Origin of the sequence: Vibrio profundi (assembly GCF_043642225.1) — a bacterium.
Lineage (GTDB): Bacteria > Pseudomonadota > Gammaproteobacteria > Enterobacterales > Vibrionaceae > Vibrio > Vibrio profundi_A.
The window spans coordinates 228598-242688 of record NZ_JBHZSF010000002.1 but is presented as its reverse complement, the minus strand read 5'-3'; the positions used below and the strand labels follow the sequence as shown (position 1 = coordinate 242688).

13 protein-coding genes are annotated in these 14091 nt (G+C 42.7%); 12 read left to right on the top strand and 1 reads right to left on the bottom strand.

Translation table 11 applies throughout. The annotated features are described in order from the left end of the window. Positions 1 to 8 precede the first annotated feature (8 nt). From ACHUFI_RS04585 to ACHUFI_RS04565, 5 genes are all read left to right on the top strand, one after another. Positions 9 to 1055: an imelysin family protein gene (locus ACHUFI_RS04585; protein ID WP_394247181.1), complete on the top strand. Its 1047-nt coding sequence runs from the start codon at positions 9 to 11 to the stop codon at positions 1053 to 1055. Beyond that, on the top strand, positions 1045 to 2127 hold the full coding sequence (locus tag ACHUFI_RS04580; protein WP_394247180.1) for a DUF1513 domain-containing protein: 1083 nt from the start codon (positions 1045 to 1047) through the stop codon (positions 2125 to 2127). Before ACHUFI_RS04585 ends, ACHUFI_RS04580 begins: the two co-directional genes overlap by 11 nt. Before the next feature lie 109 nt (positions 2128 to 2236). Continuing rightward, positions 2237 to 3772: a L,D-transpeptidase family protein gene (locus ACHUFI_RS04575; protein WP_394247179.1), complete on the top strand. Its 1536-nt coding sequence runs from the start codon at positions 2237 to 2239 to the stop codon at positions 3770 to 3772. A gap of 182 nt (positions 3773 to 3954) precedes the next feature. Beyond that, positions 3955 to 4503, top strand: a complete 549-nt coding sequence (locus ACHUFI_RS04570) for a peptidoglycan L,D-endopeptidase MepK (RefSeq protein WP_394247178.1) — start codon at positions 3955 to 3957, stop codon at positions 4501 to 4503. Positions 4504 to 4569: 66 nt separating this feature from the next. Beyond that, positions 4570 to 5223: an MBL fold metallo-hydrolase gene (locus ACHUFI_RS04565; RefSeq protein ID WP_394247177.1), complete on the top strand. Its 654-nt coding sequence runs from the start codon at positions 4570 to 4572 to the stop codon at positions 5221 to 5223. Here the strand turns inward: ACHUFI_RS04565 and ACHUFI_RS04560 are convergent. After that, the gene (locus ACHUFI_RS04560; protein WP_394247176.1) at positions 5220 to 5915 is read right to left on the bottom strand and encodes a DUF2982 domain-containing protein; all 696 of its coding nucleotides are present in this window, start codon (positions 5913 to 5915) and stop codon (positions 5220 to 5222) included. The two genes, ACHUFI_RS04565 and ACHUFI_RS04560, sit on opposite strands and share 4 nt — an antisense overlap. 210 nt (positions 5916 to 6125) lie before the next feature. Here ACHUFI_RS04560 and ACHUFI_RS04555 point away from each other — a divergent pair, with 210 nt between their 5' ends. From ACHUFI_RS04555 to ACHUFI_RS04525, 7 genes are all read left to right on the top strand, one after another. Further along, on the top strand, positions 6126 to 6533 hold the full coding sequence (locus tag ACHUFI_RS04555; RefSeq protein WP_394247175.1) for a MarR family transcriptional regulator: 408 nt from the start codon (positions 6126 to 6128) through the stop codon (positions 6531 to 6533). A gap of 454 nt (positions 6534 to 6987) precedes the next feature. Continuing rightward, positions 6988 to 8085, top strand: a complete 1098-nt coding sequence (locus ACHUFI_RS04550; RefSeq protein ID WP_394247174.1) for a TRAP transporter substrate-binding protein — start codon at positions 6988 to 6990, stop codon at positions 8083 to 8085. Positions 8086 to 8203: 118 nt separating this feature from the next. Next, the gene (locus tag ACHUFI_RS04545) at positions 8204 to 8746 is read left to right on the top strand and encodes a TRAP transporter small permease subunit (protein WP_394247173.1); all 543 of its coding nucleotides are present in this window, start codon (positions 8204 to 8206) and stop codon (positions 8744 to 8746) included. Positions 8747 to 8756: 10 nt separating this feature from the next. Next, positions 8757 to 10040, top strand: a complete 1284-nt coding sequence (locus ACHUFI_RS04540) for a TRAP transporter large permease (protein WP_394247172.1) — start codon at positions 8757 to 8759, stop codon at positions 10038 to 10040. 105 nt (positions 10041 to 10145) lie between these two features. Then, positions 10146 to 11501 carry a cache domain-containing protein gene (locus ACHUFI_RS04535; protein ID WP_394247171.1) on the top strand — a complete coding sequence of 452 codons (1356 nt, stop codon included), beginning with the start codon at positions 10146 to 10148 and terminating at the stop codon, positions 11499 to 11501. Continuing rightward, positions 11494 to 12132 (top strand): response regulator, encoded by a 639-nt coding sequence (locus ACHUFI_RS04530; protein ID WP_394247170.1) that lies wholly within the window; start codon positions 11494 to 11496, stop codon positions 12130 to 12132. The genes ACHUFI_RS04535 and ACHUFI_RS04530 overlap by 8 nt, the downstream gene beginning before the upstream one ends. 164 nt (positions 12133 to 12296) lie before the next feature. Continuing rightward, a complete protein-coding gene (locus tag ACHUFI_RS04525; protein ID WP_394247169.1) occupies positions 12297 to 13898 on the top strand; it encodes a BCCT family transporter in 1602 nt (533 codons plus the stop codon). The last annotated feature ends 193 nt before the right edge of the window (positions 13899 to 14091 follow it).

Here is a 14091-nt window from a genome sequence, read left to right as displayed (position 1 = left end):
GGAACATCATGAAACTTAAATTACTATCAATGGCATGCAGTGGGCTTTTAGTTGCAGGGTGTCAGTCAACAAATTCAAATGTTGATTCAATCAATTACGTGGCCGACAAGTCGGAACATCTAAGCCAAGCGGTATATCTCGTTCAATTTGATTCTGCTGTAACATTTCGAACAAGTACTCAAACTCTGTTGTCAGAGGTGAATCAATATTGCTCTTCAGATGAAGTCACTATCGATGAACTTAAAACAGCATGGCATCAAACGATGACATCTTGGATGGCACTACAAGGGCAAGAGCGAGGTCCTGTAAAAGCACTAGAAGAGAGCTGGAACATTCAATTCTGGCCAGATAAAAAGAACACAACTGGCCTGAAAATGAGTCAATTGACGAAACAGAATAAATCGTGGAGCCAAGCAGAAATTGCTGAACAGAGTGTTACTGTGCAAGGGGTTGGAGCAATTGAATGGTTGCTCTATGACGCGAAATCGCCACTCTTGAAAGATAAAGCTCATGGTTGTCAATCTGCACAAGCGATCGCTCAAAACTTAGTGGTGAAGTCAGGAAATATCGCCAACGCTTGGCAAGTGAACCCTTGGAGTGAGCTCGATGCTAAACGTTGGGACTCTGAATACGTTGCAATGCTAACGAATCAGCTTGATTACAGCATGAAAAAGCTGAGTCGCCCAATGGCCAAAATAGGTAAACCCCGTCCTTACTTCGCTGAGTCTTGGCGTTCAGAGACTTCCATGCTTCAACTCAGAGCGAATGTTGAAGCAATGCAAGCGTTGTATTTTGCTAATGGCGACGGCCTAGATGCGTTGCTAAGAGACACAGGTCATATTCCTCTCGCTGATCGTGTATCAAATCAGTTCAATGACATTCTGTCAGCATGGCCAACGGATGAAAGCCTATTTGACTTGCTACAAACTAAAGAAGGATATCGATTGGTATTAGCGCAGTACAACAAGCTAGATCAATTGAAATACTTAATCCATGAAGAAGTCGCAATTGAGCTTGGTGTAATCATAGGGTTTAACGCAACAGATGGTGACTAACGAAATAAGACGCACCTTACTGAAAGCAGCGCTGTTAGGTGCAGCTTCCCCGTTGATGCCATTCGGCTGTGCGTCTTTAAAATGGCAAGCTTCAAACGAGCCATCACTCATAGGTTGTGCGATTCAAGGTAAAGGTAAGTATTCTGCTGTTGTGGCGAATGCGGAGGGCAAAGCTATCCATACTTTACCTATTCCAGAAAGAGGCCATGGCGTTGCCATCAATTCAAAGTTAGGACAAGCCGTGGTGTTTGCCCGTCGCCCAGGTAGCTACTTTATGGCATTTGAATATATGTCAGGTGAGTTGGTGACATTGATGCCTGCTGGTAAAAACCGTCATTTCTATGGACATGGGGTTTTCTCGAATGATGGAGCCTGGCTTTATGCTACCGAGGGGGACTCCCGAACGAGTAAAGGTGTGATTGGTGTTTTTGACGTTCGAAATAACTACAAAAAGGTCGATGAGTTTACAGGATTTGGGTTAGGCCCACATGAGGTTATCATCATGCCTGACGGTCGTTTAGCTATTGGTGTTGGAGGTGTCCATACCGATGGGCGCACACCGATGAACTTGGAAAGCATGAGCCCAAGTCTCAGCTATTTATCGCCGACGGGGGAGTTGCTGGAGCAAGCGGTAATCACAGATAAGAAATTGAGCATTCGGCATCTTGCTCATGATGGTTTAGAAACTGTGTTGTGTGGCCAACAATACCGTGGTGAACCCGATGAGTACCCATCTCTATTAGCGATGCACACTAGAGGCGGTAAGATGGAATTGCTAGAAGCTGAACCCGAGGAGTGGGCGAGGTTTAACCATTATATTGCGAGTATTGCTGCGACTGACAACTGGATTATTGCGACTTCTCCGCGAGGTAATTGCTATGGAATTTGGTCCAAACAAACTAAAAAATTAGTCGAGCTCGCGGCGTTACCTGATGCTTCTGGTGCTGTAGCTTTTGACTCAACGTTTATGCTGAGTTCAGGCGTTGGTGATGTGGTCAGTCAAAGCCATCCTGGGGAAAAGATTATTATGAAATCAGATGTGCAATGGGATAATCATTGGTCTGCGATTTGATAGCAAACTTTTGTAAACTCTGTCATTAATAAAACAGAGCAGAAAAATCACTCGATGGTCTGAAAATCTTGCCATACTTGATGTATGACCGGATCATGGAGTGATTCTGATGCTCAAAAACATCATTTTTACCGTATTGCTTGTTTTTTCTTCACAAGCATGGAGTTTAAATAGCTTTTATCAAAATAACTGGATATCGAAAAAATCAGGGTTGGAGTTTTATGTCCAATATCCAGAGCTAACAGAAAAAATCTACCAAAACAACACGTCGCAGTTGTTGTGGAGTGATCCGCTCGCAGGACAAGCCCTAGAATTTCAATTAGACATTATTGAAAAGTCTGGGATAAGTCCTATCTTCTCTCGTCAATTGAAGCAATTACGCTACTTCCGAGACAATGATCAGTGGTTTGAATACGATATTCTTGCTACAGATACATTGCTTTTCTATATAAGTTATAGTGAAAACGCTTCTGTTATCGGCAAGCCTTGGTATTTTTCTGAGAAATTAAACTCTTCTCTACCTAAGCCTTCTCATCTCGCACTGTCTAAACTAGATGTTTACCTACAATCCGGCCAATTGACCGAATTGACACAAAGCTATGCGCCACCTGTAGGCAATTACGACCAATTTGTTCACTCATACCAATTACTGCTCAACTCTTCGAATTTGACATTAGATAACTACGTACAAGTTGGAATTAAACGAATAGGGGCTCGGTTGCCAAATCGAGACGTATTGATCAAACGAATTGGTCTTGTTGGAATTAATGTTAAACATATAAGTGACAGTGTCACTAAATATAATTATGAACTTGAGCTAGTTGTTAAGCAGTTTCAGAAGATGCATGGGCTAACACCAGATGGCGTGATTGGGCCACAAACCTTATCTTGGATAAATATGGCACCAGATACTCGCCTCAAAGCGCTTGCACTGAATGCTGAGAGAGCAAGGTTATGGCCAACTGAACGTGATTCGTTAATCCTTGTGAATGTGCCGAGCTTTGAAATGAAATACTGGCAAAATGGTCAAGAAGTGTTTGAATCGAAAGTAGTGGTTGGGCGCAAGTCACGTAAGACCCCATTGTTAAATACTAAATTGGATTCTGTGATCTTTAATCCTACTTGGAATGTGCCTTGGAAGATCATGGTTGAAGACATTCTTCCAAAGGCAAAAGCAGATACAAATTACCTTAAAACCCATAACTTCGAGATTGTAGAGGCCTGGCGTTCTCCTGATTTGATCAGTACGGAAGAAATTGATTGGGAAAATCTAAAGCCTTCTCACTTTCCATATAAACTTCGCCAACAGGCTGGTACTAAGAACGCGTTAGGCTTGTATAAGTTTAATACGCCCAATAATCGTGCCATTTATTTGCATGACACCCCAAGTAAAAGCTTGTTCAATGAAGATTCGAGGGCTTTCAGTTCCGGTTGCGTGAGAGTGGAGCAGGCTGAAGAGTTTGCATCTCTGCTGCTACAGACTCAAGGCTTAAAGAGTCACGATGAGGCAAATATTGCTTTAGGAGAAAAAACCGCCGTTTCACTTAAGAGGCGCATCCCCGTGCATATCATTTATCAAACGGTGCTGTTTGAGAAAGAAGGGATTCAATACCGAAGTGATATCTATCAATATGACAAAATCTAACAAAAGGTGATATTGACTCAAAAATGACATTTGTTTTATCAGTTAAATTTGTGTTTCTTATTCAATAACTAAGTTTTAATTATGTCACCTAATGCGCCTTTTGGCGCATTTTCAGTATTTGACGAGTATATAACCATTCTGTAATGTCCGTTTTTTGTCCATTTATTCGGTTGTTTTGCAGTATGTCTCAACACGTTTTTTCTCGTCGTCAATTTTTAGCGCTTACTGGCGGCACACTTGTCACTGCATCTATATTCCCAAGAGTGGCATTAGCGTCTTATCCTGATAAACCACGAACGCTTGCGATGAATAACCTCCATACTGGTGAGTCTCTAGAAACGTGCTATTTCGATGGTGTGAATTATGTCAGTGATGAAATGGCGAGAATTAATCAAATTTGTCGAGATTTCCGACGTAATGAGGTTCACCCTATGGACCGAGCGTTGTTTGATCAAATCTCTCAAATTCAGTCTTTGCTTGGTACTCAGGCTGAAGTACAAATCATTTCTGGGTATCGTTCTCCGGCAACCAATGAAGCACTGCGCTCAAAGTCGAGCGGTGTTGCTAAAAAGAGCTACCACATGCTGGGGAAGGCAATCGATTTTAGGTTAGATGGCGTCAAGCTTAGCCATGTACGCGAAGCTGCGATCAGCTTAAAGGCTGGCGGTGTTGGTTATTATGCAAAAAGTGATTTTGTTCATATCGATACTGGGCCTGCGAGACAATGGTAACGCTTGTCAAATAACGCGTCCAATGTCATAGTCTCGGCCAGAATTTGCTTTGTTAAAGGTTAGAATATGTCCCTAAAGTACCAAGTAGTCCCAGTTACTTCATTTGCTCAAAATTGCTCTATCGTATGGTGTGATGAAACGATGGAAGGCGTGGTTGTGGATCCTGGCGGTGATGTCAAACAACTGGCTGCGATCATCGAAGAGCTTGGAGTTAAAGTGGTCAATTTAGTGCTGACTCATGGTCACTTAGATCACGTTGGTGGGACAGAGCCTTTAGCTGAGATTTTGGATGTTAAAATAGTCGGTCCACACAAAGCCGATGATTTTTGGTTGCAAGGTTTGGAAAACCAATCTCAAATGTTTGGTTTTCCACTAACGAAAGCATTCCAGCCGCACCAATGGCTTGAAGAAGGTGATACGGTGTCTTTTGGTAACCAGACGATGCAGGTTATTCATACACCAGGGCACACACCGGGCCATGTCGTGTTATTTGTTGAAGAGGCGCAATTAGCTTTTGTCGGTGATGTGCTGTTTAACGGTGCGATAGGTCGTACTGATTTCCCTCAAGGTGACTTCAACACACTCATCTCCTCGATCAAAACCAAACTATGGCCATTAGGCCGAGAGGTTAGATTTGTTCCTGGCCATGGCCCTGAATCAACATTTGGTCGTGAAAGAGCTTCAAACCCGTTTGTAGCGGATGAAATGCCTCTGTACTAATCGCTATTTGTGTCGAATTCTGGCTCGGCGGACGCTAAGTAACGCCGAGCTAAACCGACAAACTCTTCCCCGGATCTATCCAAATCACTGGTCGAAATAAAGATATCATAGCCATGATAGGTTCTTTGATACTTCATTCTATTGGCCAGCATAGCTTGAAGCCCTTTATATCGTTTTTCATCTGAAGGTGAATAGATCGAGGAATCTAGCACAATATTTTCAAAGTCGTTTTCTTTACCAAATTGCTTCGCACCTAAATACAACAAAGCGCGCTGGCTGAGTAATATTTCAGTCGCAATTCGAGGGCAAATACCATCGAGGTAAGGTTCATAGTGTTTTAGTTTGATGCCTATCCACGGTAACGGTTTATACCAGCCTTGTTCACCGTACTCACATAAGCCAATACTTTGAATGTTTGACCATTTTAATACCCAACCACCCTTGAAGAAGTGTTGCTGAAGGTGAGTGGGCGTGAGAGTAAGCATAACGCGGCAGCGCACCATAAAGTAGTATGCGGCGAAGATCAGTGCTCCAAGTACGATACCGATCATGACAAGCTCTTTCCGATATTCTTCGAATAATGCCACGATGAAGACAAAAAATAGTATTCCTAAGCTTAACCAGCTCGTATTGAAGGTTCGAATGTCGAACTTAATATTGGAAAGATGACGAGTAGGTAAAGAAGATGCCATATCGATACCTCAAAAAACTCTGGATATATACCCAGTATAGCAAAACACTAATTAACAATTCTATGACCAAATAATAGCCAGTAGTGAACAATATACGCATTTTTCATCGACTTTCGGTGCTTGGTGCTACAAATTGGTTCGGAATTTTGGTATAAAACGCGCTTCAAATTTTCACCACTGCGCAAGAGCAGTGAACTGGAGAAATATTCAATGAGACTTGCTCATAAGCGTAAGGTGCAGGCTAAACTGCAGAAACGCATTAAAGCGTCTGTAGCTAAAGTATCAGAAGCTAAAGCATCAGTAGCGCCTAAAACAGCGAAGCCTGTCGCAGAGAAAGTTGTCGCAGAGAAACCTGTAGCAGCAAAACCAGCGGTAGAAAAAACAGTAGCTCCAACTAAAAAAGTTGACGTTGCACTGACTCCTAAGCAACAACAAGTACTAGACATTGTTGTTAGCAATGCTGAAGGCATCAACCCGAAAGGCATTGGCTTAGCAGCTGGTCAAGAAGAAGCGAAAGCAGGCTCGTGGGCAACGGGTGCATTGAAAAAACTTCTAGAAGAAAACCTAGTAACTAAAGAGCAGATTGCTGGTAACAAAGTTATCTACAAAGCAGTTTAATCCTACCGGGAATTTTGCTTAATTTAGTCACCGTTTTAAGCCCCGAACTTCGGGGCTTTTTTGTATCTTATCAATAATTATTAATATGTGTGTTTATGCTTATCTTCGCGGCAGCACACTATGTAAACCTTCTTGAACTCGTCAATAAAAATCGAGCTAACTCACGTTCCTTCGCATTAAATTTAACATTCGATTTCTCGATCTACTTACGTATAAATCAATTTCTCTCATTTTTCAGTGTTTCATTATTTTCATATTTATTAACACTTACTGGAGTTGTTGGGGTGATTATCCTACGTAGTAGTACGTAATTCATGATGCTGGTTTGAACGTTATTGTGCTTTTTGTCTGCGTGCTCTCGCTGATATATTCTTTATTCTTATCAGTTCATTGTTAGGGTGAATCAAAAAAGTACTCAGTGAAAAGAGTATGGAACCCAACAAAGGACGTGAACATGAGTCTTATTAGCAACTCTCTAAAAAGAGTGTTTAAAACCGCTGCTGTTACCGCTGCAACTTGCTTAGCTTTAGTTGCGACAGGTGCAAGTGCTGCCGATAAAGTATACCGACTAAAACTTGCTGAAACATGGGGCCCTAACTTCCCTGTTTTTGGTGATGCGACGAAAAACATGGCTGCGATGGCCGAGAAAATGTCTAACGGACGTTTACAAATTCGAATCGATTCTGCTAACAAACATAAAGCACCACTGGGTGTGTTTGATATGGTGAAGTCGGGTCAGTACGATATGGGTCACTCAGGCTCGTACTACTGGAAAGGTAAAGTACCAAACACTTTATATTTCACTTCTATGCCTTTCGGTATGACTCCTGCAGAGCAATACGCTTGGTTCTATCACGGTGGTGGTATGGAATTGATGGAGCAGGTTTACTCTCCTCATAACCTAATGTCGTTCCCTGGTGGTAACACGGATATTCAGATGGGTGGTTGGTTTCAAAAAGAGATCAACAGCGTTGAAGACCTAAAAGGTCTTAAAATGCGTATCCCAGGCTTCGCTGGCGAGATCTTAGCAGAGCTAGGTGCTAAACCAACGAACATCGCCCCTGGTGAGCTATATACTTCATTAGAACGTCGCACTATTGATGCTTTGGAGTGGGTTGGTCCTTCTCTTGATTTACGTATGGGCTTTCACAAGATCGCGCCTTACTACTACACAGGTTGGCATGAGCCAGGTTCAGAGCTTCAATTCCTAGTGAACAAACGCACATGGAACAAGCTTCCTGAAGATCTGCAAGAAATCTTACGTGTTGCAATGCGTACAGCGGCTTACGACATGTACACCCAAGCAACGCACGAAAGTGGAAAGAACTGGGTTTCCATGAAAACTGAATACCCAGACGTACAAGTTAAAGACTTCCCACCGTCAGTAATGTCAGCGCTTCAAGAAGCGAACGATCGCCTACTAGCAAAACATGCTGAAAAAGATGCGTTAGCAAAAGAGATTCAAAAATCTCAAGCTGATTACCTGAAGCAGGTACGTTCTTGGACAGATATTTCTCATAGAGCTTACTTGAATAGCCAAGCTGCAAAATAATTATTAAATCAATGCGGGGGAGACCTCGCATGAAAAAGCCCAAGAAAACTTTTCTAAAATAAGCGTCACTCACTTTTAACTTTGTTAACTAGTGAAGTGGCGCACCTTTCAAAATTCCATGGAGTCGGGAATGAGAAGCTTAATTTATATCGAACGACTATTTAATCGTATTGGTGACTTACTCGGTTGGATATCGAGCATGTTATTTATTTTGTTGGTAGCCAATGTCGTTTATGACGTCGTGATGCGATATGTATTCAATGATGTCTCTATCGCATTTCAAGAGATGGAATGGCATTTATTCTCAGCCGTCTTCTTGCTCGGTGTTCCATATGCAATTAAAGCGGGTGGGCATGTAAGAGTCGACATCTTTTATGAGCGTTTATCTTTTAAAGCTCAAGCGGTCATAGATTTACTAGGCACCTTTTTGTTTCTCTTCCCATTTTGCTTATTGGTCGCTTGGTACGGTATTGATTTTGCCAAAGAAAGCTACGCTCTTGGTGAAACATCAGGCGATCCTGGTGGCCTTCCATACCGTTGGATAATTAAAGCGATGATCCCACTTTCATTCTTCTTGATGGCCCTGAGTGGCGTCGGTCTGGTTCTGCATTCTTTAAACAAGATTGTGAACCCTCATTTGATACACGCGCAGACGAAATAGGAGGCTCGAAATGGTTGGTATTATAATGTTTTTTGTTGCCTTGTTTGCGCTGTTGCTGGGATTCCCAGTGGCGTTTACGTTTGGTGGCATAGCACTGATTTTTGGAGTGTGGGCAGAAGGCATGGAGATGTTTGCTTTCATGCCATATCGAATTCAGTCCATCATGGAAAACACAGTATTGATGGCTGTGCCTCTGTTCGTTTTCATGGGGCTAGTGTTACAGAAGACACGCCTTGCAGAACAACTTCTCGAATCAATGGGGCGTCTATTTGGTGGCGTCCGAGGCGGTATCGCAATTTCAACGGTATTGGTGGGCGCGTTACTCGCGGCTTCAACTGGTGTAGTAGGCGCTTCTGTAGTGGCGATGGGGTTAATTTCACTGCCAGTCATGCTCAAGTACAACTATGACAAGGGGCTTGCTTGCGGCACCATTTGTGCGTCTGGCACGCTAGGGCAAATTATACCTCCCTCGATTGTATTAATCCTGCTGGGGGACGTATTGGGTGTTCCGGTTGGAGATCTATTCCAAGCGGCGATTTGGCCGGGAGTGATGCTAGTTGGCGCGTATGTTGTTTACATTCTTATTTATGCGAAGATGAATCCAGAATCGGCTCAGCCAATTGAGCGTGATGACTCGATCAGCCGAAAGCAAGAAGTCTTGAATGCGCTTAAAGCGATTATTCCACCTTTAACACTGATTATTGTGGTTTTAGGCTCAATCTTCGCTGGTGTTGCAACGCCAACAGAATCTGCAGCACTTGGCGGAGCAGGGGCACTTGTTCTTTCGTTGTTGTACAAGCAGTTTAGCTGGAAGATGGTGTTTGAAGCATCAAGAGAAACGGTGAAAGTGACTGCGATGGTATTCGCCATTCTGTTGGGTGCAACGGCGTTCTCGATGGCTTTCACTTACACTGGTGGCGACTATTTAGTTGAAGAGTGGATGTTAGCAATCCCTGGAGATAAGTGGGGCTTCCTAATCATTACGATGTTAGTCATCTTGATCCTTGGTTTCTTCATTGATTTCGTTGAGATCTGTTTCATCATCGTACCGATCATTGCACCAGTGGCCGAGATTATGGGTATTAACATGACATGGTTTGCTATTTTGATAGCGATGAACCTGCAGACCTCTTTCTTGACGCCACCGTTTGGCTTTAGCTTGTTCTATCTGAAAGGGGTAGCACCAAAAGGGGTGACGACACAGGATATTTACCGAGGCGTGATGCCGTTCATCGCGATCCAAATTGCCGTACTGGCTTCTTTGTTGTTATTCCCTGGTTTTTATGGAATGTGATCGGATTCGAGATTGTGACCGGTTAACTATATAGACCACGTACAAATTGATACACTCAAACTGCTTATTGAATGCTCAATAAGCAGTTTTTTTTGAGGAGAAGGAATGCCTCTAAAAGCCAAGCTTATCTTACTTACCCTGTTGCCACTGCTGTTAGTGTCGGCAAGTATCAGTTGGATTTCTTTACACCAAACGAAAACTCTTGGTGAGAAAGAAGTCGAAATATTCAGAGACAGCCTGATAAAGTCCCGTGAGAATGCGCTGAAAGACAGCGTAGACTTGGCGTTTGACGCGATTTCACATGTCTATAATGACCCAGACATTTTAGAAGCGGAAGCCCAACAAGAAGTTCGAAATATTCTGACCAAATTGCGTTATGGTTCAGACGGTTACTTTTTTGCTTATGACAAGAATGGTACGAACTTAGTCCACCCGATATTACCTGAGCTAGTTGGGCAAAATTTACTGCACATCCAAGATAACGATGGGGATTATTTAATTGAGGCTTTGCTAGAGCAGGCGCAAACGGGAGGCGGCTTTCATCAGTATTTGTGGCAAAAGCCTTCTACCGGTGAGACGGTGTCCAAATTAAGTTATGCCGCCTGGCTAGACAAATGGGAGTGGATGATTGGTACAGGGCTTTACATCGAAGATGTGGCCGATGAAGTGTCTAACATGCAAGCAGCGATCAAAAAGAACATTGAAACTACGTTTTTTTCTATCGTGGTGATTTTATGTGTGACCGTTGCAGTCATTATTGTGCTGACACTCGCTATTAACCTTCATGAACATCGTATTGCCGACAACAATTTGAAAGAGTTGGCTCATAAAACGGTTATGTTCCAAGAAGATGAAAAGAAACACCTAGCCCGCGAGTTACACGATGGCATTAACCAACTCCTAGTTTCGAGTAAGTGTCACCTAGAATTACTTGGTCATAAGCTTCAAGATGAAGCCTTGATGTCACACCTAAATAAGTCTCAGAACTCATTGATGACGGCGATAGACGAGGTTAGGCATATCTCTCACCAACTCAGACCGAGTGCGTTAGATGATATTGGCTTAGAGGCTGCATTATCCAGTTTGTTGCAAGACTACAAAGCACACTCAGGTGTAGAAGTAGAAACCTTGTTTAGCACGCAAAAAGGCAAGCTCAAGTCAGAAGCCGCCACAACCTTGTACCGAGTCGTGCAGGAATCATTGAATAATATTGAGAAACACGCTAAAGCTAAGAAAGTGACGGTTGTATTGCAGCAAATGGGCAATATGTTACAACTGTTGATTCGAGATGATGGAATCGGCTTTCAAGTTCACGATGCAATGAATAAGCGAGGGATTGGTTTAAGAAACATGCGTGAACGTGTTGAATTCATTGGTGGTGACTTTGAGCTCAATAGTGAAATTGGATTTGGGACAGAAATTACAGTGTTGTTGACACTAGAAGGATTGGTATATGAGTGAAGCTATACGAGTAGTAATAGTGGATGATCATCAAGTCGTTATTGATGGTTTTATGGCTCGACTCGAAATGGAACCCGACATTAGTGTGATTGGTACGGCGAGTAACGGTATTGAAGCGGTTGAATTAGTGAAATCATTAGACCCCGATGTGACATTAATGGATATCAGCATGCCAATTATGAACGGCATTGATGCAACAAATTTGATCAAAGAATCACTGCCGGATGCCAAAGTCTTGATGCTTACTATGCATAATAACCGAGAGTATATTATGAAGGTTATGCAATCGGGGGCGGTTGGTTACATGTTGAAAGAAATTTCTTCTGAAAAAATGGTCCAAGCGATCAAAACTGTGAATCAAGGCTCGACCTACTTTTGTGAGAAAGTTACACAAACGCTATTTACTCAACCAGTCACGCCTTCACAGGCGCTTACAAACCCATTGAGTCGAAGAGAAGAAGCAGTATTAAAGTTGGTTGCCGAAGGTGCGAGTAGTAAAAAAATCGCTAACCTTCTTAATATTAGCTATCGAACAGTAGAAACTCATCGTCAAAATATTAAGCATAAGCTTGATATTCACTCAACTGCAGAGTTGGCGAAATATGCCGTAATGCAAGGGATTGTCGACTGATATTGGCAGAGTGATGAACTAATTTTTGTAATTTATTTACAATATTTGTCTTATTTCGGGATTTGTCGCCTCATTTTTTGTTTTATTTTTAACGTATTGTTATCCTTATACCGAATTCAAAGCGTGTGGGGCGGTTGACTGCGTGCACTAACAAACGAGGGATAATGGATCCAGTAAAGGATATTTACAGCATTGAGAATACGGATTATACCGTAGGTCAGGACAATGTTCAGAAGTGGGGTTTTGATGTCCATAACCCTGTTTTCGGCATCAGCGCTGGTGTAATCATTCTATTTTTAGTCGCGTTACTCGTTGCGGATGCAGAAACAGCAAAAGCAGCGTTAGATGGAATAAAATGGCAAGTAATCGGTAATTTCGATGGCTTGTTCATGTGGTCTGCAAACCTATTTGTCATTTTCTGTTTTGCATTGATCGTATCGCCATACGGAAAAATCCGTATTGGTGGCCAAAATGCGAAATCAGAACACTCCAACCTATCTTGGATGTCCATGCTGTTTGCTTCTGGCATGGGGATCGGCCTCATGTTTTGGGGCGTAGCAGAACCGGTCGCTTACTTTACAGGTTGGTACGAGACTCCACTTGGTGTTGAGGCTCATTCACCTGAAGCTGCAAAGCTTGCATTAGGTGCAACGATTTATAACTGGGGACTGCATGGCTGGGCGATCTACGCGGTAGTTGCTCTGTCTCTGGCGTTCTTCACTTTCAATAAAGGTTTACCACTCTCTATCCGCTCAATTTTCTATCCACTGCTAGGTGATAGGGCTTGGGGTTGGTTTGGTCATTTTGTGGATACTGTTGCTGTTCTAGCTACTCTATTCGGCCTTGCGACTTCTTTAGGGCTTGGTGCTCAACAAGCGGCAAGTGGTATTAACCATGTCTTCGGTACTGAAGGCGGGATTGGTATGCAGATCGGAGTGATTGCTTTTGTAACAAGCTTAGCGATCATCTCGGTTATTCGAGGCATCGAAGGTGGTGTGAAAGTACTGAGTAATGTGAATATGCTTGTCGCATTGGCATTACTTATCTTTGTCATAGTTGCTGGTGGCGCTGTTGCACTTGGCTCTATCCCTACCGCATTAATGGGTTACATCGAAAACTTCATACCGTTAAGTAATCCTCACGGCCGTGAAGATGAAACGTGGATGCAAGGTTGGACTGTATTCTACTGGGCTTGGTGGATTTCGTGGTCACCATTTGTTGGTATGTTCATCGCTCGTATTTCTAAAGGTCGTACGATTCGCGAGTTCATTATTGCTGTTCTATTTATTCCAACATCTGTCATTGTTATTTGGATGGCGGTATTTGGTGGCATTGCGATTGACCAGGTAGCGAATCAAATTGGTGAAATTGGTACGAACGGCCTGAAAGACATTACTTTGTCTTTGTTCCACACGTACGATGCACTTCCGATGAGTAATATTCTGTCGGTTGTGTCTATCGCGCTGATTATGGTGTTCTTTATCACATCGTCAGATTCAGGGTCTCTAGTCATCGATAGCATTACTTCTGGTGGCAAGATCGATGCGCCTGTTCCACAGCGTATCTTCTGGGCTGGTATTGAAGGTGCAATTGCTGCCGTCTTATTGTGGGTTGGTGGTACAGAGTCGATTCAAGCGCTGCAGGCTGGTACGGTGTCAATGGCATTACCATTCACTGTAATTTTGCTGCTTATGTGTTTGAGCCTATTACTAGGTTTGAGATCAGAAAGTCAGTTGGCGAAATATAATCAAACCGCCACAGAGTAAACGTTAAAGGCCAGTTAATACTGGCCTTTTTTATGTTTTAAATATATTAAGATTGCTTGAAATTTCATCGAACTGTATACGCTTGGCTGAAAAAAGAAAGCGATTCTGCTACAGTAATGAGGTCCAAGTGATTGAATTATTGTGAGAACAGACGAAGAAACTTGGTTAGATTATGTGGTTTGTTCGCTAGCTA

Excerpts from the sequence above, each read along its gene's own strand:
- ACHUFI_RS04580 (WP_394247180.1), top strand. The coding sequence starts at position 1,045 with ATGGTGACTAACGAAATAAGACGCACCTTACTGAAAGCAGCGCTGTTA.
- ACHUFI_RS04525 (WP_394247169.1), top strand. The coding sequence starts at position 12,297 with ATGGATCCAGTAAAGGATATTTACAGCATTGAGAATACGGATTATACC.
- ACHUFI_RS04560 (WP_394247176.1), bottom strand. The coding sequence starts at position 5,915 with ATGGCATCTTCTTTACCTACTCGTCATCTTTCCAATATTAAGTTCGAC.
- ACHUFI_RS04540 (WP_394247172.1), top strand. The coding sequence starts at position 8,757 with ATGGTTGGTATTATAATGTTTTTTGTTGCCTTGTTTGCGCTGTTGCTG.
- ACHUFI_RS04550 (WP_394247174.1), top strand. The coding sequence starts at position 6,988 with ATGAGTCTTATTAGCAACTCTCTAAAAAGAGTGTTTAAAACCGCTGCT.
- ACHUFI_RS04570 (WP_394247178.1), top strand. The coding sequence starts at position 3,955 with ATGTCTCAACACGTTTTTTCTCGTCGTCAATTTTTAGCGCTTACTGGC.
- ACHUFI_RS04535 (WP_394247171.1), top strand. The coding sequence starts at position 10,146 with ATGCCTCTAAAAGCCAAGCTTATCTTACTTACCCTGTTGCCACTGCTG.
- ACHUFI_RS04585 (WP_394247181.1), top strand. The coding sequence starts at position 9 with ATGAAACTTAAATTACTATCAATGGCATGCAGTGGGCTTTTAGTTGCA.
- ACHUFI_RS04545 (WP_394247173.1), top strand. The coding sequence starts at position 8,204 with ATGGAGTCGGGAATGAGAAGCTTAATTTATATCGAACGACTATTTAAT.
- ACHUFI_RS04555 (WP_394247175.1), top strand. The coding sequence starts at position 6,126 with ATGAGACTTGCTCATAAGCGTAAGGTGCAGGCTAAACTGCAGAAACGC.
- ACHUFI_RS04530 (WP_394247170.1), top strand. The coding sequence starts at position 11,494 with ATGAGTGAAGCTATACGAGTAGTAATAGTGGATGATCATCAAGTCGTT.
- ACHUFI_RS04575 (WP_394247179.1), top strand. The coding sequence starts at position 2,237 with ATGCTCAAAAACATCATTTTTACCGTATTGCTTGTTTTTTCTTCACAA.
- ACHUFI_RS04565 (WP_394247177.1), top strand. The coding sequence starts at position 4,570 with ATGTCCCTAAAGTACCAAGTAGTCCCAGTTACTTCATTTGCTCAAAAT.